The organism is Maribacter polysaccharolyticus (assembly GCF_028882255.1).
GTDB classification, from domain to species: domain Bacteria; phylum Bacteroidota; class Bacteroidia; order Flavobacteriales; family Flavobacteriaceae; genus Maribacter_A; species Maribacter_A polysaccharolyticus.
The window spans coordinates 734,630-754,265 of sequence record NZ_JARBUY010000003.1 but is presented as its reverse complement, the minus strand read 5'-3'; the positions used below and the strand labels follow the sequence as shown (position 1 = coordinate 754,265).

The following is a 19,636-nucleotide window of genomic DNA, read 5'->3' as shown; positions in this document are numbered from 1 at the left end:
TAAATAATTAGATGTTTTATTTCTTTAATTTAGATCTTGTCATATTATCCTTGCTCTTATCAAAAACAAAATCAAGTACCTGTTGGTGCCTGTTTTTGGAACGTACCGCGCTTCCTGCTGCGGGTGAGGCATAAAATCTTCGGGATGCCACCCTAAAATCGCCTGCCTTGTCATAATGCATCATCAAGTGGCTCCATGCCCCCATATTCCGTGGTTCTTCCTGTGCCCAAACCACATCTTCCGCATTACTGTATTTCGCTAAGATAGCGTCTATTTGATCAACCGGTAACGGAAATAACTGTTCGATCCTTACCAAGGCCACATCATCACGTTTCAATTTATCCCTTTCTGCCAAGAGATCATAATAGAATTTTCCGGTACAGAATACCAATGACTTGACTTTTTCGACGTTTGCCGAGTCATCATCCAAAACCTCCATAAACCTTCCTGAGGTAAATTCATCTACCGAGGATACGGCCTTAGGGTGCCGCAACAAACTCTTGGGCGTAAAGATGATCAAAGGTTTTCTGAAATCAGCCTTCATTTGGCGTCTTAGGATATGGAACATCTGCGCTGGGGTGGTCACATCCGCAATATACATATTATCACGTGCGCACAACTGCAGATACCGCTCCATACGCGCCGACGAATGCTCTGCCCCTTGACCTTCATAACCATGTGGCAATAACATGACCAAACCGTTCTGCAACTTCCATTTATCTTCCGCTGCGGATATATACTGATCGATCATAATCTGGGCCCCATTGCTGAAATCCCCGAACTGCGCCTCCCAGATGGTCAATGTATTCGGACTTGCCATGGCATACCCGTAATCGAAACCTACCACGGCATATTCGGAAAGCAGGGAATTATAGATGTAAAAATCCCCTTGGTTTTCAGAGATATGGTTCAATAACAGGATTTCCTCTTCACTATCCTCTACTTTTATTACCGCATGCCTATGTGAGAAGGTACCCCTTTCAACATCCTGACCCGACATTCGCACCCCATAACCTTCTTCCAACAGGGAACCAAAAGCCAATAATTCGCCCATGGCCCAGTCGAGTTTATCGGTTTCAAAGAACATTTTATTTCGGTCGGCAACCAATTTGACGGTTTTTCTCAAAAACTTCTTATCCTTAGGCAGCTCCGTAAGTACTTTGGCCAATTTGGACAGCTTATCCTTATCATAAGTGGTATCGATCACCTCCATCATTTCCCATTCCCGGACGGATATGAAATCCTTCCATTCATCGGCCATGAATGGGGTTATGATCGTCTTGTCCTCTTTTCTGGAATCTTCAAGTTCCTCTTCCAAGGAAGCTTTGTATTGCTCTTCCAATTTCCTGACATACCCTTCTTCTATAACCCCTTCAGCTATTAATTTTTCCGCATATATATCGCGGGGATTTTTATGTTTGGCGATTGCCCTATATAGTTTGGGCTGGGTAAACCTTGGTTCATCCCCTTCATTATGGCCGTACTTCCTATAGCCCAATAAATCGATGAAGACATCGGAATCGAAGCGCATTCGGTATTCCAAAGCGAACAAAGCCGCATGGCAGACTGCCTCGGGATCATCGGCGTTTACATGCATCACCGGACTTAATGTGACCTTACCGACATCGGTACAATAGGTAGACGTTCTTGCATCAAGATAATTCGTGGTAAAACCAATTTGGTTATTGACCACGATATGAATGGTACCATTGGTTTTATACCCGTCAAGTTTTGCCATTTGCACCACTTCATAGACCACACCCTGACCGGCAATGGCCGCATCACCATGTACTATTATCGGCAAGACCTTGGAAAAATCATCTTTATAATACCCATCTTGCTTTGCCCTTACGATACCTTCAACGACAGGACCTACGGTTTCCAGATGTGAAGGGTTGGGGGCAATATTCATTTTAATCTTATTCCCGTTATCGGATTTTCTATCGGAGGTCCATCCCAAGTGATACTTCACATCCCCGTCAAAAATCTCTTGCTCGTAATCCTTACCATCGAACTCACTGAAAATGTCCTTGGCAGATTTACCGAAGATATTGGTCAACACATTGAGCCTTCCCCTATGGGCCATCCCCATAACAAACTGCTCTACCCCCATTTCGGCCGCACGTTCCACGATGGCGTCCAAGGCCGGGATCAGGGATTCGTTCCCTTCCAATGAAAACCTTTTCTGCCCCACGTATTTGGTATGGAGAAAGCTTTCAAAAGAAACGGCTTGATTGAGTTTTTTGAGGATATGTTTTTTCTGTTCAACACTGAATTCCGGATGGTTATCGTTAACGTTTATCCAACCTTGGATCCAATCGACAAATTCAGGCTTACGTATATAAATGTATTCGACCCCTATGGAATCACAATAGATCCTTTGCAAATGTCCTACGATCTCTCGTAAGGTATTGGGACCCAAACCCACTACTTCACCTGCGGTAAAAACCGTTTCCAGGTCCGCATCGCTCAAGCCAAAGTTCTCCAAGTCCAATGTCGGGACATAGGTCCTACGTTTACGTACCGGATTGGTCTTTGTAAAGAGATGTCCACGGGTACGATACCCATTGATCAAACGAACCACCTTAAATTCCTTTAGCATATGCTCTTTCACCTGCCCATCCCCCACCGAAGACAACGCCCCGGTTTGCGGCTGGGAAGTGACCGAGGCAACCTCTGAAGAACTTTCCATCCCAAAATCGAAACCTTGGAAAAATGCCCTCCAACTTGGCTCAACACTATCCGGATCCGTCAAATATTTGTCGTATACCTCAGCAAAATATGAAGTATGCGCCGCATTTAAAAAGGAATATTTATCCATGTATTTAAGCTAACTTAGTATAAGAAACAAATCCCGTCAGTTGACGAGATTAACTCTTTTTAATTTTGTTTGAAAAAAATATTTTGTAAACTTTATTCCGCAATCCAACCGAACCACTAATCAAAAATACGATATTTCACTTATCCAAGCCTATCTTTTCATTGGTAATATTATTCTAAAATCAAGATCTGTTAGAATGATCAACAAAAATAATTACAATATGAAACATAAAATTTTGACGTTGGTTTTGCTTATCGGATTTTCCTGCCTAAGCCAAAACACCCCCGGTGATTTTTGGAGCAATGTCCGTTTTGGGGGCGGTATGGGAATCGGTTTTACCAATGGGGGCTTTAATGGCTCCCTATCCCCCAGCGCCATTTATCGGCTCAATGACCGCTTCGCCACAGGAGCGGGTATTGGCTTCAACTATGCGAAATTCAATGACGACACCCTATTGGCCTACGGGGGCAGTATATTGTCCTTGTACAACCCTATTCCCAACATTCAGTTTTCAGGTGAATTGGAACAAATGAGGATCAACAGGACCTATGCCCTTGAAGGTAGCAACCGGGAAGAAAACTATTGGTCACCCGCACTTTTTCTTGGCATCGGCTATAGCAATCAAAACATAACTTTCGGGCTTCGTTACGATGTTTTATACGATGACGACAAAAGCATCCATGCCAATGCGTTAATGCCTTTTGTCCGCGTATATTTTTAAGAGGAATATTTTTCTTTAAACCGAACTTTGCGGTACTCCCTTTTTAGGATCAACAAAGAGACCTGTTCGGCAACCTCCACCGCATCGGTGACCTGTATCCCTTTAAACGCCTTTTCGGGAACGTCGACCACATAAAGCAGGTTCAGATAGTCGGGGAATTTTTCCATGATCAGAAAATAAACCTTTTCATGTAGGAAGGTCCATAATTTTTCGGCCGTCACATCACTGGCAAGATCTATCGGAATATTGGAGAGCGCGAAATCCTTCTTGATCTGAAGTACCAGTTTGCCATATAGGTTTGTCGCTTTGGCATTCGCCAGAAGCCCATAGCCATTTTCAAAGTCAGGTGCCATAAACTAAATACGTTTTAAAAACCGTTCTTGGTTTATCCCTACCCCTTTTTAATCCTAGTTTTTCCGTTTCACTTTCAATAAGCAAGAACAGATCCATACACTTTCAGACATGGGCCATGTGCTTCACGGACCGGATATCAGCCCCTGATCTTTCGTTCCCAGTCCCACGCGGACTTCATGGCATCGTCGAGGGTATATTGTGCCTTCCATCCCAGTTCGTCATTGGCGAGGGTAGTATCGGCATAGGCAGAAGTGATATCCCCGGGTCTTCGGTCTACGATTTTGTAATTGAGTTTCTTACCCGATACCTTCTCAAAACTTTTGATTACCTCAAGTACCGTACTGCCTTTACCCGTTCCCACATTAAATACCTCATAGTTCGCCTTGTTCTTTTTGGCCAATAAACGCTGAAGGGCAACCACATGGGCTTTTGCCAAATCGACCACGTAAATATAATCACGGATACAGGTACCGTCGGAAGTCGGATAATCATCGCCAAAAACAGCTAACTGCTCTCGCAACCCTACCCCTGTCTGGGTAATGAAAGGCACTAGGTTTTGTGGCACCCCAATGGGCAATTCCCCAATCTCCGAACTGGGATGGGCCCCCATAGGGTTAAAATAACGCAAGGCAATTGCATTTAAACCCGGGACTACTTTACAGGTATCGCGGATAATCTCCTCCCCGATCTGTTTGGTATTGCCATAGGGCGATTCCGCTGCCTTTACCGGCGCGTTCTCGGTAATGGGCATGGTATCGGCTTGGCCGTATACGGTACAACTTGAACTGAAAATAAAACTGGATTCCGATTTCCTTGACAATTCCTTCAACATATAAACAAGGGTCCCAATGTTGTTTTCATAATACAACAAAGGTTTTTCGACACTTTCACCAACGGCCTTTGAAGCCGCAAAGTGTATGACCCCTTCCACGTCGGGATGTCTCTTGAAAAAATCCTCGACTTTTGATTTTTCCTTTAGATCGATTTTTTCGAATATTGGTTTTTTTCCGGTTATCGCCTTTATCCCATCCAGGACATTTTCAGAGGAATTGGAGCAATCATCGATAATCACGACTTCATACCCTTCGTTTTGCAATTCTACCACGGTATGGGAACCTATAAACCCCAACCCACCTGTAACCAATACTTTCATTTGACCTAGTCTATTTATAATTTCAATTCAAAAAAAGCGTAATTATTCGCCATTTACAAATCGAATTACCGTTTGGGTAATAAAATCTATTTGTTCCTCATCCAACTCCGTATGCATGGGAAGTGATATTACTTCCTTCACCAGTTGATTCGTAACCGGAAAATCGGCTTCATCATACCTGGAATCGGCATAAGCCTTTTGTTTATGCAACGGTATGGGGTAATACACCCCACACGGAATTTGATTTTCACCCAAATGGGCGACAAGGGTATCCCTTTTCCCATTGGTAATACGTAAGGTATACTGATGAAAGACATGACAATCGCAAGTGTCACAAATCTCCCCACAATTGTTCACCGTTACCGGGACAATGATATTTTCCTGTCCGTCAAACGCTTTTGAATAGGCCCTCGCAGCTTTTCTACGGGCTTCACAATAACTGTCCAAAAGGGGTAATTTCGCCCTTAGCACAGCGGCTTGAATGGAATCCAATCGCGAATTGACGCCAACCACATCATGATGGTATCTTTCATACATCCCGTGGTTCACAATCCCTCGAATGGTATGTGCCAGGTCATCGTCATTGGTGAAAATAGCCCCTCCATCACCGTAACATCCTAAATTTTTGGAAGGAAAGAAGGAAGTAGCCCCTACATGGCCAATGGTTCCCGCTTTTTGTTTTGAACCATCGCCTCCTTTGTAATAGGCTCCGATTGCCTGGGCATTATCCTCAATCACGAATAAATCGTGTTTTTTGGCTAAGGCCATTATGGCATCCATATTGGCACACTGACCAAACAGGTGGACCGGCACAATGGCTTTGGTCTTTGGGGTTATGGCCCTTTCAACGGCCTCGATATCAATATTGAAGGTATCCCGATCAACATCGACCAAGACCGGGGTCAATTGCAATAAGGCAATGACCTCCACGGTTGCCGCAAAAGTAAAATCGGCGGTAATGACCTCATCACCGGGTTGCAAACCTAAACCCATCATGGCAATTTGCAATGCATCCGTGCCATTGGCACATGGTATTACATGTTTTACCCCTAAATATTCTTCCAATTCTTTTTGAAAAGCATGTACTTCCGGTCCGTTGACATAGGCAGAAGTCTCTAAAATATTCGCAATAGATGAATTTATCTGCTCTTTGATGGATTGGTATTGACCATTAAGGTCTACCATTTGTATTTTTCGCATCTGCAAGTTTTAGCATAGTAATGGTACAAAAATAAGGAACAATTCTCGAAAGAACCGTATTTTAGCCACAAACCATACCCCAGTGAACTATATCTATAATGCCATTGCATATTTCTCATGGTTTCTGTTAAAAACAACGGCTATATTTCAGCCCAAAATCAAGCTATTTGTCGATGGCAGAAAGAAAACCTTTTCGATTTTGGACACTTCCATTCAAAAAGGCGATTCGGTTATTTGGGTCCATGTGGCCTCTTTGGGGGAGTTTGAACAAGGCCTTCCCGTAATAGAGAAGATCAAATCGGAATATCCTTCCTACAAAATAGTCATCAGTTTTTTTTCACCTTCGGGCTATGAGGTCAAGAAAAACACCCCTGTAGCAGACGCCGTGGTATACCTGCCGATCGATACATTGGCAAATGCCAAACGGTTTATCGACCGGATAGACCCCAAGCTAGCGATATTCGTTAAATATGAGATATGGCCCAATTACTTAAATATCCTTAGAAAAAAAGGCATACCGACATTATTGATTTCCGCCATTTTCAGGGAGGAACAGGTGTTTTTCAAATGGTACGGCGGCCTTATGCGGAAGGCCTTACGAACATTCACCCATTTTTTTGTGCAGGATGGAAAATCGGTTGGATTATTAAAGCATATACAGCTAACAAACACCACGATCAGTGGGGATACGCGTTTTGATCGGGTTGCGGAAATCCTTGAACAAGACAACAGCCTACCCTTTATGGAAGAATTCAAAGGGGCCTCCCTATGTTACGTGGCCGGAAGTACTTGGCCAGCGGATGAAGACATTATGCTCCCGTTCATCAATGAATCACGTGACCCCATAAAATTCGTACTCGCCCCCCACAATATAAAACCCGAGCATATTGTTTCCTTAAAGAATTCAATCGCTAAAAAAACACTGCTGTATTCCGAATTGGACCAAAATGACCCAAAGCAATTCGAGGTACTCATCATCGATACCATAGGTCTTTTGACCAAAATATACAGCTATGCCGACATTGCTTATGTAGGTGGTGCATTTGGCACCGGATTGCACAATACCCTGGAGCCCGCAGTTTATGGCATCCCCATTATCATTGGTCCCGATTACTCCGGCTTTAAGGAAGCTGAAACCTTGGTACGGAAAAAAGGTATTATCGTGGTCGAAAGCAACCAGCAGTTCAACAACACCATGACCCAATTGCTAAAGCAACCCGAATATTCAAAACAAACCGGGGAGATCAACGGGAATTTTGTTGGATCCCACATAGGGGCAAGCATCCAAATCATGGCCTATGTTCGTACATTATTATGACACGAACAATGGACCATGATGAGAATTCCCCAAATTATTACACTTATGGTATTGTTTTGCGGATTGTATGTTTCCTGTAGACACCTACAAAACCGAAAAGACGATACCCCCAAAGAACAAAACACCCCTTCAGCCGACGAACACGAAAATCCGGAGTCGGCCCCTGAAAAGGATTCCCGGATTCCTGACAAAAATCCCAAGGACAGTATCTTGAAAAGAAGAAAGCACTCCAAAGACCTGGACACCCTAAAACCCAAGATGGCCATGATGGGTTTTTACAATAGGGCAAGCTAGCAGCGCCACTAACATGCGCCATGGCTTTCATCGCCTCGCATACCATCGCGCAAGAGGGGGTAATATGGGTGTTGTTATCGAAAATATTCCCGAACAAAATGAGCATCTATAGCCCGTCTTAAGGTACCGGAACCTATTGGTTGTTTGCGTATCGACACTTTGACAACCCTTGGCCCACATGCGTCCTTTTCCCAAGCATAATGGTACCACAGCAGTGGTTGGTACTTTTCAAGATACCCGAAACCATGGGCATATCTTTGGGAGCCCCTCGCGATAAACTGAGCGGATGCAGTATAAACCCGTAAAACCAAGGCTGGGTCTTTCAACGAATAATTCGGCAATACATCCGAGAAACATACTAAGCAACAACCCATTAGTCGAATTATCAATGAAAACAGGCGGTATTTAGGCTACAAATGCTTAAATTGTAATAAATAAATTAAATCATGGAGCAGGAAATTCCTTTTGGCACTAAAGTACTTAACTTTTTCTTGAGTATTATGGTAGTGGTCTTAATCGTGATTTTGCTTTCCGTTGTAGGTGGACTTTTATTGGCCGCCGTCGGAATCATATGATACGATTGAGTTGTGATTTCCCCAAATATTATCTACGCATTGTTTTAAAGTATTACAAAGTCCATTTTAATCGATGGACTTTTTTATACCATACCCCTCCCGATCCACAACCAACTTGTTACCCCTAGGAGTATATGTTTATTGTCACCGAAAATCAAAATGGGGATTCCCGACAGTCTTTAAAAAGACAACGCTCGATTTGAAAATCCACCAATATTCTTCAGCTATTCCGCAGGACACTCTTTTTTGGGGCGCTTAGGGTCTACCATAAACCGGCACAATGAAATTTCCGTTCAAAAATCGCTTCGGATCTATTTGGCTTTGGAGGACTACCCCACTGCTTTGGGATTCGAACAACAATTGGGCAGATTGTAGCAAGGGCACTGCCGTCGTTATTTGTATGGCCCGCAACCGGTGTTTTCCCACTATTTGGGGAAGTATCTGTTTGGCAACCTCCCTTCTACGCAAGGTACCATCTGCGTCCTTGCCTTCCACAGCTGCATATAAAATGACCTTGTCGTCCTCTATATGCGGAATCGACGCTTCCATTTTCTGTTGTAATTTTTCAATGGCTGCAGGAGTATTTCCCATACCGGTAAGCAATGCTGCAACCCATGCATAATGACCGGGATATCGCAAGGTTTTGTAATCGAGCATATTGACCTTATCGGATAATGCATCCGGAAGATCGGCTGCACCACCGGAAGTCAAGTCCTCTTCATAGGCCTTACCATCGATACGGATAATGGCCCTCTCGGACAATGAAGGAAGCCTGGTTTTTTTAAAACCACGCACCACCAAGGCGTCATTGAGGTATTCGGTAGCCACCCCAACCGGACTCCAGGTGAATCCATAATAATGTGGGGCAACGGCATGGTCGGTCAACGCACCTACCTTCAACTCCAACCTGTCTACTTTATCCACGCCATAATCGCTGCTAAACTGTTGAAAAAGGTAATTGGCGAGGATATTGATATAGCCGGGTGCAAGTCCTGTTTGAAGAACGAATCCCGTAGTGGCATCATTTGCCAATGCCTTTATTTCTTCGGTTTCCGCAACGTACTCGGTCAGATTGGCGTAATGCAAATGAAAGTCTTTGGCCAATTGGGCCATTCTGGGCGCCAAACTACCAGGGAGACAGTCGAGGAGCACATCGCCTTGTTCCAAAACTTCCTTCATTGCCGTGGTCATGCCTTTTCCGGGAAGATGAAATGCCTTGACCGAACAGGGTTTTGTAGTGCCCTCCTCTATCCATTCGGCCACGCGTTGCGCTTTAGAAAGCGTTCGGTTTCCAATAAAAACGGTAGGGGGTACCGCACTCCGTTCCATAAGGAGCAGACCGGCCGCTTCGGCTATTCCTCCGGCTCCTGCAATGATTATGTTACAGTGCTTGTCCATTCCAAAAATATAGGATTTCACCAAGTGGTATTCCGTAATGTGGTTCAACGAAGTTAAGACCCCACTGTGGCCTTTACACCAAACCATCGATGCCAAGGTTTTAAAGTATAGGCTAAAGGTTTTTAGGATACCTTGTTGCCAATCACGGTTATTACCTTTTTCAAGATACGCTTTTTTTATTAAGGTTATATCGGATATTGAAACCCCAGAACATTTCTTGTCCAATAGGTCCGTTCGCTTTCCTTTGAGAGACCGCAGGTGTTTCAAAACCCTATACCTACAAACGACTCACCCCTTGCGTATCAGTGGCAAAAAGGCAGAACCCGATTTAATGCAAGTTACCGCAAACTAGCCACTATAATATACCTAACTCCCCTATAAAAAGAGTGACTTGCACATATGGGCTTATTTTATTCCATCTGAAAACGCACTAAGTAGGCTTCCCCTTTTTTGACTTTCATGGCCAATCCCCAACCCGGGATTTCCGTAGCCTTATGATCTACCAAAACAGGACGATACAATCCCGGTGCTTTGGGTATATCCGTCAAACTATCGACCAGGGCCGTAAAATGCACTCCGTCTTTGGCATAATTTATCGTGTTGCTTATTGAGGCCAAAGAAGCTACCCCTCCGTCTTTTTCCCAAACCAAAACTTCGTGGCTTTTGTCTAAAAGCGAACCATCGTGTTTTACATAAGGGCCTTCGGGATGGTCGGCAAAGGCCACACCCATTTCCGTTAAGCCAGGCCCTTTTTTACCATGAACAATGGACCGGCCTTTGTAATACAACCATATTTTTCCCTCTTTCACCAAAAGGCTCGCATCATCGATCCTATAACTATCAAAATCGGTTGGAGCCTCACTAATGGATAAAACGGGATTGTTTTCAACTCTTTGAAAAGGGCCATCGGGACTATCCGACACGGCCAACCCAATCGCTGTAAAGTCCGTAGTATGGTTACCTTCAAACTCCCCATTCGCATTTCCCGGTGTAGGTTTAACCCCTGTATAGTACAGATAATATTTTCCCCCATAGGCCAAGATATTCGGCGTGAATACGGAATGACTGTCGAATTGCCCCTTTTCCCCTACTCCCAAAGCCATTCCTTGCTCTTGCCACGATTGGCCCTCATCTTTGGAAGTAGCATACCAGATGGTTGCCCAATATCCGGAGGTTACAGGGCTGTCCATCCTAGAGTACCAAACATAGTACGTGTCGCCGACTTTGATGATATCGCTATTGTCACGACGGTTGTACAAGCTATCCTTTCCTATTCCGGTCACCTCGGAATAGGTGAATTTCACGGCATCCGCTCCCTTACTTTTGTTTGTTTTATCCACACTTTTTTTAGGGCCGCAAGCACTGATGAATATTGAAAAAATCAGCAATATTCCCACCCAAGGAATCCTTTGTCCATTCATTTTATTGCCCATAATCATATAAATTTCATAAATAGTCATTCCTTTCCAAAAGTCACGACGACTTTATCGAGAATCGGTTTTGATGCATTTTCGGTGGTGTCCAATAGTTTAACTTCAAACTGAAAACCAAATCCTTCCGGAAGCATTGAAACGTCCAATTTAGCCGAAGTTTTCCCTATCTGTTTGGCAAAGCCTTCCGTATAGTCGTATTGCTCGGTAACAAGGCCCCAATCGCCCCATGTGTCTATAGCGCCATCATTGGTGGTATCGACCCCCATACGCACTTCCACGCTTTCGACCCACGGACCGGGACTGGTATAATCGGTATCCATCTGGGTCAGTAAATAAAACTTACCTTCGGCAAATAGTATTTCCGGATCCGGATGCCCTTGACCTATATTTCCGCAAAACGTAAACGGCGCATCAATATCGGCGGAGGTAAACCAAGCGGCACTCATATTTTGTCTCCCATGGCTCCCGGCCGGATCAAAATCGGCAAATAGATAGTATTGGCCTCCGATTGAGATAGCGGCCCAATCCCCATATGCATTCTGCTCTGGCTCGTGGATCTCATATTTCGCAAAAGCCTTGGTTTGTCCCGCCTTAATCCTGTGTTGGGGCACATCTTCCGTAGCAATTCTTCCAGGGTAATTTTTTGGATCTTCTTGGTGCCAATGTGGATGGGCATATTCCGCAAATTCCCCTGTCGGTTTGGTCCGTTCATCTACCGGTGGGGCTAAAATCTTAAAATCATTGAATCCGTCCGGGCTTACGGCATGCACTGCCAAAGGCGAATCCCAAGCATGGGTAGAAGCGTCGATGGGCGACCAATCTTCGACAATAAGATGGAAATTACCTTCTAGATCCCGTATTACCGCGCAATCGGAACCATGTGTGGGATCGTTGAAAGCCATTCCCATATTTTTCCCCGGAACCCCGTCGGTTAGGTCTTCATCAATATAAAGATGTGGATCTTGGTCGTTGGGAAAATCATAGTACAAATACAATTTGCCATCCACAAACTCAGCCGTGGTTACCCATTTTGAAAAATTTTCCGAAACGGAGCCATGATGTACCCAATTGACCATGTCCTTGCTCTGCCAGGCATGATAGCCTCCCAAGTCGGGCTTGAGTCCTCCCCGGGCATCGAATTGATTTTCCATTGGAGTGGTTTTTAGAGCGACATCGAATCCTTCCAAAATGGTGTCCTTACTTTGGAACGACTCCCATTTCCTGTGAATATTATATCTGCCGAACATCCAGTAGTTGCCATTGCCCAACTGTAATGCCACGGGGGCATCACCCAAATTAGCAGGGCCGATGTTGGGTACAGGCTCCCAGTTTAACCATTCAGGGGACTGCGTAATGGTAATGGATTTTGCCGCCCTTTTATGGGCAAACTTTTTAATCGCACTTTGGAAAGAGGCTACGGTCGCCGTGGGGACTACTTTACCTTCGGTTATTTCCAGATTTGATTTGCTGACCACATTAGCCTGCCAGTCTTCCTGGGATGCAATTCTCCAATCAGCTTCTTGGGCCGTATGGGAACAGGATTCCGTAATAATAAGTAATGTGACTATCGCAATGATCGGTAAACGTATTTTCATTTTCCTTAAAATTATATTTCTATTATATCTCAATTCCGACTCATGAAGCACTCAAGGCAACTTCAGCTTAAAAGTTTTCGTTTGGTAGTTACGAACGGCCGTTATGTTTACATTTTTACCCCTGTACTTATGGAGTAGTTTTTTAAATCCAGAAATATGTGCCACTTTTTCTTTATTCACAGCCTGAATAACCCATTCTTTTGTCATTCCGGCTTTCAATAAGACCTTTCCCTTTTTCGAATCAATGGATTGAATAAAGCAACCAAAATTATAACCCCCCGATGCATCGATCAAATCCGGATCATCGGCAATATCTACCATTACCGCACCAAGTATTTCTTCCACAGCGGCCTTTTTTTCCGATTTAGCTGAGTCAACACTGTACTTCCCATCGAGCAAAGTCTGGTACCAACTAGGATACACCACCTGATCGACTTTTGAAAAAATTGCTTCTTGCGTAAAATCAATGGGGTTTCCATCCGTATCGAAACTGCGGGCTTTCACCGTTGCTGTGCGGTTTAATTTTATGGGGACTGCATAAATCGGTGAATGTACCGTAGGCTCCGACCCATCTAGGGTAAAATGCACTTCACCTTCCGAGTCCATTCGTTTATCGGCTTTTAAGACCACCTCAATATTTTCCGAAAATTCCCCTCCAAATGGAAATATCCGCGTCATGGTATGTCCAAATTCATTCATTGGAAAATTTTCGAACCCCAGTTTTAGCGCCGGTGAATCGGCCTTTACACTGTAATCGCCATTTTTAGGATCGACGAACAGAGGTTCCCCAATCAAGGAATGTTCATCGTACCCCTCATCCTGCCATTCTTTCAATGATTGGTCGCCGGTGATACTCGGAGCATCGGGAAAGTTCACATTCCAGTATAAATTATTGTCGTAGTGGGTACTCCACGGAACATCACTTGGCAAGCGGATTGGACGGATAAATTGCTTGGTCGCTTCGGCTTTCCCGGGAACCGCACCCGAAATCACAAAAATGTTATGGTACACCTCGTCGAACGATTGTTTTGGCCACACATGCCAGCCCAAAGGCACAGCACTTACCGTTATGTTGTTGTGTACCTTCCGGTACATCCCATCACGTAATTTTATGGTTGAGCCCAGACTCAGGTTATTGTAAACTTCATAATTCGAGGATCCGTCATCCAAATCGATGGTCCAGTTTCCCGCGCTAACCGATTTTCGAAAATTGGCAATGCGGTTGTTCCGAAGAATGGTAACGTCCATAGCATCCAACTTTGAATATTCATTGATGTAATCGCTTTCCGAACCGCCTCCACCGAGCCATTGGCGTTCGCGCCCCCACGAATTAAACGGACCGTGTTCACCGGTTTCACGAACGGTTTCCCAGATATCACAGTATTCAACAATATGTCCGCCCCAGGTGCCATCGTTTATGCAAATTCCGGCACGCGGACAGTTATAAATGGTATTGTGCGAAGCCCTGATTTTATGGCTCATTGAAATATAAATCCCTGCCACTTGCTTTCCAAAATCTCCAAAATCGTGCATAATGTTGTTCTCCACGACGCAGTTTTTGGGGTAGTCGGGTGATTTAGGACCAGGTTCAAGATCCATATTCCCGCGCATTTCATTCCAATCCTTTCCGTCAATCTCCCGGTCGTCCCAGGTCTGGTAAAAGCGGACGGCCGATGGAGATCCCACAAAACAAACAGCACTTTCGCCGGTGTGTACAAAACGACAATTCCTTACCGCATTGTTGCGGTTATAAGCACTCATAAACACCCCATTCCCACCTACATATTCGAAATTGCAATTTTCAACCGTACAATTCCCTGCACCTTCCATAAAAATAGCCCCTCCACGATGAATGGCCCAATCGCCTCTCGCGACCGGTTCATATTCCTCCATAAAAGTTAGGGTTGACTGTGTAAAAGTGATTCCTTTTATGGAAATATGCTCCACCGGATTTTCCGATGTCCCTCTTAATTGTATCAAATCTTTTACAACAGGCACCTCAAAAACCAACCGATTAAGGTCCACTCCCGGTCCAGGATAGAAATACAACTGATTGCTATCGATATCCAGGAACCATTCCCCCGGAACATCCAATTCTTCAAAAACATTTTCAATATAAAACCACGAAGCCTTTTCACCGGAGCCTCCAATACCATATTTGCGTTGCAGTTGCCAACCCCCTTCCCCTAAAATCACCTTGTCCTCTTCACGGTCAACCCCCTTTATCCGATATTGCATATTTCCCCAATTGTGACTCTGAAAAGCATGGACGATTCCGGTTTCGGGCTGCTTCCATTCTTTTTGGGTGAAGATTTTGGGGTCGTATGTAAACCACTTGTCATAACGTTCGTCTGTTCCGCCCGTAACCAGCTGGTAGCCTTTTCCTCCCCGCAGTGGGTTTTGATAGTCGTAATTGGGAAAGCGTGCACGCACTTGTCTTTGGTCATTCACAAAAAGCTGATCGAATTGAAGTCCATCAAGAACTTGGGCCCTATATATTCCATTCTTGTATTCCCTCCATTTTAAACCCTCTAAAGGCATAGAACCTTTAATTGTAACCTTTGCCCCAGGCAAGGATGAAATCGTAAACGGGTTTTCATACGTACCGGAAAATGATGCATCGAAAAGCAGTGTCTCCGAAAGGTAGTATGTACCCTCGCCTATCCAAATGTTCACAGCTTCTTTCCCTGCGAACTTTTGTGTTTCTTCCATGGCTTTTTTAAGGGTGGCGAACGGCAATTCTTTCGACCCCGGATTTAAATCATTGCCGGTTATGGCGATGTATACCTCTTTGGAAAAACCCCAATGACTTACGAACAAAAGCATTGTGAAAATTTGAAGCTTATTTATCCAATATTTAATCTCCGTATTGCTAAATCCCATTTTTTTTGGTCTGATAGTTTACTTTTTGATTTATTTCATTTTAATGACCCAATATTGAAACAGGTGGAAGCGGCACGTTGTTTTCCTTTCGCCATAAAGTAAGTTCAGCCACTAATTCTTGGACCAGTTCCTGCGCTACTTCCGCTAAGTTATGGCTTTCGTTCAAATCTTCCTTTAAATGGTATAATTCCACTTTTCCATCATTCAAAAACTGAATTAACTTCCAGTCACCTTTTCTGATAATGGAACAGGGTGGATTTTTATACGTGCTCGCCAAATGCCAAAAAAGTGGACGTTCTTTAAATGATTCATTTTTCAATACAGGGACTATAGAGGTTCCATCCAAGACATCTTTGTAATTTTTCACTTGTGCCAAATCCAGGAAAGTAGGAAAATAATCCATGCCACAAATGGGTATCCCGGAAATCCCGGCATCAACTTTTCCTTTCCAATTCACAAAGGCAGGTACCCGTATTCCGCCTTCATAAACAGTTCCCTTAGCCCCGCGTAAGGTATTCGTGTTACTTTGCAACCCATTAAATCCATTGTCCGATGTGAAAACCACAAGGGTATTTTCCCGTAAACCTTGTTCGTCCAAATAATCGAAAATGCGTTTTACATTTTCATCAATGGAAGCGATCATGGTCGCATAACCGGCTATTTCTTCCAATCGTTTTTCCCCTTGTCCTGTAATGGAATCCGGAGCTTTGTTCAAAAACCTTTGATATTGCCCCTTACTCCTTGGCACTGTTGGTCTATGCGGTGCATAAAAATGAAGGTTGACAAAAAAGGGTCCCTTCTTGTTTCTATTGATAAAATCGATTGCCTGATCGGTAAGTCTGTCCGTTAACCATTCATCGTCTTCTTTATCTTTGATGAAAGGATTCTTGAATGGGGCCTTATAGCCACCGCTTTCAGACTGATATCCTTTCGTATACCCACGGGCAGGATCGCCCCACCAAGTGCCTCCCACATTTTCATCAAACCCTTTTCCCGTTGGATAATATTGCTGGATTTCGGCTGATTTGTGTTCTTTTAACCAATCCAAATTTCCGTTGGCAGGTTGTTTTAAAGGCTTTTTAAACGGATAGCTTATTTCTTCTTTAGGATTTGGCCCCACGACATGCCACTTTCCTATATGAATGGATTTATACCCGGCTTCTTTAAGAGGTTGGGCATACATGGTGTGCTCCAATCCCACCGTCCAACGTGAAAAAATATTATGTTCACTATCTCCTTTTTCCAAAACCGGTACGTTGTAAACCCCCGTTCTAAACGACTGCTTACCTGTTAGCAAAGCGGTTCTGGAAGGCGAACAGGTGGGGTACATATAGGCATCCGTAAACACCAAACTTTCTTGGGCCAAAGCATCTAAATTAGGCGTCTCAAACCACTGGCTCCCCATAAAGCCCACATCTTGCCAACCTAGGTCATCTGCCATGATGAAAATAATATTCGGCTTTTTTTGTTGGGAAAAAGAAACACTGACTCCTAAACAAAAAACACTATACAAGAGTATCTTAATCCGATTTCTCATTCGTTTATTTTATATTTTTAATTTGTTTCCGTCAATTGAAAAACGGCACTTTGGAGCGGTTTTCTTAAATCGACCCATATTCCTCGATCCATCAATATTTCTCCTGACACCAATTGTTTGTCAAAACCAATAACCGACTTATTGCTTTCCTTATTGATTTCTTCAACCTCATAAACCGCATCAGGATTTAGTCCCGCCATTTTCACAAAACAACGTTCGTAACGGCGATGATGGTTAAGACTGTAGGTTATCAAAATGGCCTCTTTTTTATTTTCGGACACATAATTCAAAGCCGCATAACCATTCTGATCATAAGGCGACAACAAACGGTACAAATCACCAAACTGGATAATCGGACGAATGCTTTTGTAGGTCGCAATCGCCTCTTTGGCAAATTTCACCTCTTCCTCGTCCATATCTTCAGGGCGTAATTCCATTCCCAAACGACCGCCCATAGCCACATCAAAACGGAATTTTAACGAAGTTTGTCGTCCTGTTTGATGATTAGGCGATTTGGTTACATGCGCCGCCGTAGCGATCGGCGGGTAAATATGATTGGTTCCCCATTGGGTAAACAAACGTTCGTAAGGGTCGGTATTATCACTGGCCCAAAACTCATGTGTATAGCGCATCGAAGCCAAATCGACACGTCCACCTCCCGAAGCACAGGCTTGGAAAATGGTTCTTGAGTATTTTTTCACGAGTCGTTCCAAAACCTTTTCGAGTCCTTTAGTATATTCCACAAAAAGATGTGATTGCTTATCTTGTTCCAAATAAGTTGAACCAAAGTTCTGCACATGACGATTAGCATCCCATTTTACATAGGCTATTCGTGGGTGAGAAGTTAAAAGTTCATCTATCACATTAAAAACAAATTCCTGAACCTTGGGATTGGATAAGTCCAGCAACAACTGATTGCGCTCTAACAACGGGCTTCTGTCATTTTTACGCTGTATAATCCATTCTGGATGCTTTTCAGCTAATTCACTCCGGAGGTTTACCATTTCCGGCTCCAACCAAATCCCAAAGCGCATCCCTTTCGACTCGGCATATTGAATCAAATCCTCAATTCCTGCAGGCAATTTTTTCTGATTTACCTGCCAGTCACCTAGACCTGCCCGGGCATTATTTCGAGGGTATTTATTGCCAAACCAGCCATCATCCAATACAAAAGTCTCAACGCCCATCTCAGCTGCTCCATCCATCATCGCCTTCAATCGGGTAGCATCAAAAGAAAAATAAGCCCCTTCCCAACTATTGAGCACAATGGATCGAGCTTGGTCTCCCGCTCTTAGATTGTATTTTTTAATCCATCGGTGTAAATTGATCGACGCCCTGTTTTTTCCTTCGTCACTATACGTCAAAACCATTCTCGGGGTTTCCAATTTTTCTTTGGCTTTCAACTTATAATCAGATGCGAAAGGGTTAATTCCTGAAATTATCTGGCATCGGTTTTTGTCGTCTAACTGAAATGCGAATCGAAAATTTCCCGTCCATGCCAATGCTCCTGCTATCACCTCGCCTTCATTTTCTTTTGCTTTGCCATTGAGCGAGAGCATAAACGAAGGATTCTCGTATTCAGTAGTTCGAACACCCCGTTTGGTTTCTATAGTTTTAACCCCATTGGTCAAGTGTTCTTCGGCAAACATCATCTCTTTGGAATGGCTCCCATGAAAATGGGACAAATAATAGTTGGTAGCCAAAAAACCAACGGCAGAAGAAGCATACTGCGATAAGACCACTTCTTTATTTTCCTTGTGTGAAATCGTCGTCCATTGCTCTATGACGTCTTCTGCAGTATAGGCATTAAAATGCAAATCCACATAAAAATCCTTTTTTTCATCTTTCAAATGGATGACTGTCGATTGTAGGTTGGCTTGCTTATTTTGTTCGTGTGAAACATAAAATAAATCCGTAACCATTGTGCCGTCGGAATGGGTTGCCATTACTGCCACCTCATCGGATGATCCGTTACCAAAACTGGGATAAGCTTCGTTAAAGACCACAGTCATTTTTTCAAGACCCTGAGTTTGATTTATGTATTTTCCGTAGTGCGTTTGGTAGAGTTTATTATTACTATCAACCTGAAAAATCAGTGAATTGTGCTGGGTTTTTATATGAATGAATTGCGCCAAAAGCTTGCTATTTATAAAGCAGGCAATCATGACTATAAAAACAGCTTTTGTTTTGATCATTTTGACATATTTATTGTTAACCCGTTGGGTGTAATTAGTGAAAAAGCCTATCCCAGTATTTTCCTTTTACTGTCATCTTGAGTGAAAACAGGTGATTTTCCATCCCCCCCCTATCAATGCCGTTCTTATCAAAAAGGGCTTCGACTAGCTCATCCCGAC

14 protein-coding genes are annotated in these 19,636 nt (G+C 43.7%); 4 read left to right on the top strand and 10 right to left on the bottom strand.

Going from position 1 to position 19,636, the window contains the following annotated elements; translation table 11 throughout:
* Positions 1 to 16: 16 nt before the first annotated feature.
* Positions 17 to 2,821 carry a 2-oxoglutarate dehydrogenase E1 component gene (locus PHU20_RS12700; RefSeq protein WP_274825750.1) on the bottom strand — a complete coding sequence of 935 codons (2,805 nt, stop codon included), beginning with the start codon at positions 2,819 to 2,821 and terminating at the stop codon, positions 17 to 19.
* A 220-nt stretch (positions 2,822 to 3,041) separates the two neighbouring features.
* Here PHU20_RS12700 and PHU20_RS12695 point away from each other — a divergent pair, with 220 nt between their 5' ends.
* Complete coding sequence (locus tag PHU20_RS12695) at positions 3,042 to 3,542, top strand: alpha-ketoglutarate decarboxylase (RefSeq protein WP_274825749.1); 501 nt, start codon at positions 3,042 to 3,044, stop codon at positions 3,540 to 3,542.
* Here the strand turns inward: PHU20_RS12695 and PHU20_RS12690 are convergent.
* The 3 genes from PHU20_RS12690 to PHU20_RS12680 all read right to left on the bottom strand — a co-directional run bounded on the left by PHU20_RS12690 (position 3,539) and on the right by PHU20_RS12680 (position 6,249).
* Complete coding sequence (locus PHU20_RS12690) at positions 3,539 to 3,895, bottom strand: hypothetical protein (RefSeq protein WP_274825748.1); 357 nt, start codon at positions 3,893 to 3,895, stop codon at positions 3,539 to 3,541. The genes PHU20_RS12695 and PHU20_RS12690 overlap by 4 nt on opposite strands.
* Before the next feature lie 137 nt (positions 3,896 to 4,032).
* On the bottom strand, positions 4,033 to 5,049 hold the full coding sequence (galE, locus tag PHU20_RS12685; RefSeq protein WP_274825747.1) for a UDP-glucose 4-epimerase GalE: 1,017 nt from the start codon (positions 5,047 to 5,049) through the stop codon (positions 4,033 to 4,035).
* A 42-nt stretch (positions 5,050 to 5,091) separates the two neighbouring features.
* Complete coding sequence (locus PHU20_RS12680) at positions 5,092 to 6,249, bottom strand: DegT/DnrJ/EryC1/StrS family aminotransferase (protein ID WP_274825746.1); 1,158 nt, start codon at positions 6,247 to 6,249, stop codon at positions 5,092 to 5,094.
* A gap of 82 nt (positions 6,250 to 6,331) precedes the next feature.
* Here PHU20_RS12680 and PHU20_RS12675 point away from each other — a divergent pair, with 82 nt between their 5' ends.
* From PHU20_RS12675 to PHU20_RS12665, 3 genes are all read left to right on the top strand, one after another.
* Positions 6,332 to 7,567: a 3-deoxy-D-manno-octulosonic acid transferase gene (locus PHU20_RS12675; RefSeq protein WP_274825745.1), complete on the top strand. Its 1,236-nt coding sequence runs from the start codon at positions 6,332 to 6,334 to the stop codon at positions 7,565 to 7,567.
* 15 nt (positions 7,568 to 7,582) lie between these two features.
* Positions 7,583 to 7,861: a hypothetical protein gene (locus PHU20_RS12670; protein ID WP_274825744.1), complete on the top strand. Its 279-nt coding sequence runs from the start codon at positions 7,583 to 7,585 to the stop codon at positions 7,859 to 7,861.
* 446 nt (positions 7,862 to 8,307) lie between these two features.
* On the top strand, positions 8,308 to 8,436 hold the full coding sequence (locus PHU20_RS12665) for a hypothetical protein (RefSeq protein WP_274825743.1): 129 nt from the start codon (positions 8,308 to 8,310) through the stop codon (positions 8,434 to 8,436).
* Positions 8,437 to 8,691: 255 nt separating this feature from the next.
* On the opposite strand, the gene PHU20_RS12660 is transcribed toward PHU20_RS12665, so the two are convergent.
* The 6 genes from PHU20_RS12660 to PHU20_RS12635 all read right to left on the bottom strand — a co-directional run bounded on the left by PHU20_RS12660 (position 8,692) and on the right by PHU20_RS12635 (position 19,477).
* Positions 8,692 to 9,921 (bottom strand): saccharopine dehydrogenase family protein, encoded by a 1,230-nt coding sequence (locus PHU20_RS12660; protein ID WP_338040892.1) that lies wholly within the window; start codon positions 9,919 to 9,921, stop codon positions 8,692 to 8,694.
* 323 nt (positions 9,922 to 10,244) lie between these two features.
* Positions 10,245 to 11,267: a family 43 glycosylhydrolase gene (locus PHU20_RS12655; protein ID WP_274825742.1), complete on the bottom strand. Its 1,023-nt coding sequence runs from the start codon at positions 11,265 to 11,267 to the stop codon at positions 10,245 to 10,247.
* A 23-nt stretch (positions 11,268 to 11,290) separates the two neighbouring features.
* Positions 11,291 to 12,862, bottom strand: a complete 1,572-nt coding sequence (locus PHU20_RS12650; RefSeq protein WP_274825741.1) for a glycoside hydrolase family protein — start codon at positions 12,860 to 12,862, stop codon at positions 11,291 to 11,293.
* Between the two features lie 51 nt (positions 12,863 to 12,913).
* Positions 12,914 to 15,688, bottom strand: a complete 2,775-nt coding sequence (locus PHU20_RS12645) for a right-handed parallel beta-helix repeat-containing protein (RefSeq protein ID WP_274825740.1) — start codon at positions 15,686 to 15,688, stop codon at positions 12,914 to 12,916.
* A gap of 97 nt (positions 15,689 to 15,785) precedes the next feature.
* Positions 15,786 to 17,282 carry a sulfatase gene (locus tag PHU20_RS12640; protein WP_274825739.1) on the bottom strand — a complete coding sequence of 499 codons (1,497 nt, stop codon included), beginning with the start codon at positions 17,280 to 17,282 and terminating at the stop codon, positions 15,786 to 15,788.
* A gap of 17 nt (positions 17,283 to 17,299) precedes the next feature.
* Complete coding sequence (locus tag PHU20_RS12635) at positions 17,300 to 19,477, bottom strand: alpha-galactosidase (RefSeq protein WP_274825738.1); 2,178 nt, start codon at positions 19,475 to 19,477, stop codon at positions 17,300 to 17,302.
* Positions 19,478 to 19,636: the final 159 nt, after the last annotated feature.